Origin of the sequence: Pseudonocardia sp. D17, assembly GCF_036984265.1 — a bacterium.
GTDB lineage: Bacteria > Actinomycetota > Actinomycetes > Mycobacteriales > Pseudonocardiaceae > Pseudonocardia > Pseudonocardia benzenivorans.
In genome coordinates, this window is sequence record NZ_BPRG01000227.1 from 1 (window position 1) to 581 (window position 581).

The window sequence follows — 581 nt, forward strand, 5'->3', positions numbered from 1 at the left end:
GGGGGGGGCGGATGTCACGCCGGTTACGACCGGCTCCCGGTGAGACGGCGGTGGCAGATCAGGGCGCAGGCCAGCGACAACAGCGCGGTGATCGTCGCTTCGGCGCGGTCGTAGCGCAGCGCGAGGCGGCGGAAGTCCAGCAGCCAGGACATGGTGCGTTCCACGACCCAGCGGACCCGCCCGAGCCGGGTGGAGTCCTCGATCCCACGCCGGGCGATCCGCACCCCGATCCCACGCCCGGCCAGGTAGCGGCGACAACGCGGATAGTCGTAGCCCTTGTCGGCGTGCAGCTTGCCCGGCCGGCGTCGCGGCCGACCCGGCCGACCGGCCCGTTCGCGGACGCCGGGGTTGGTGTCCAGCAGTGGGGCGAGCATCCGACTGTCGTGGGTGTTCGCACCGGTGACCATCGCGTGCAGCGGGAGCCCGTCGCGGTCGCAGAGCACGTGGTACTTGCTGCCCGCCTTGCCGCGGTCGGTCGGCGAGGGCCCGGTGGCCTCTCCGCGGCGTTTGGCCCGCACACTCACGCTGTCCACCGCCGCCCGTGACCAGCCGAGCAGGTCCTGCTGGGCGAGACGGTCGAG

General features: G+C 73.3%; 1 protein-coding gene. It reads right to left on the minus strand.

Features of this window, described 5'->3' with window-relative positions:
• Window positions 1-23 precede the first annotated feature (23 nt).
• A partial coding sequence (locus tag PSD17_RS31675; RefSeq protein WP_339126008.1) for an IS5 family transposase occupies window positions 24-581 on the minus strand: 558 nt, incomplete at its 5' end.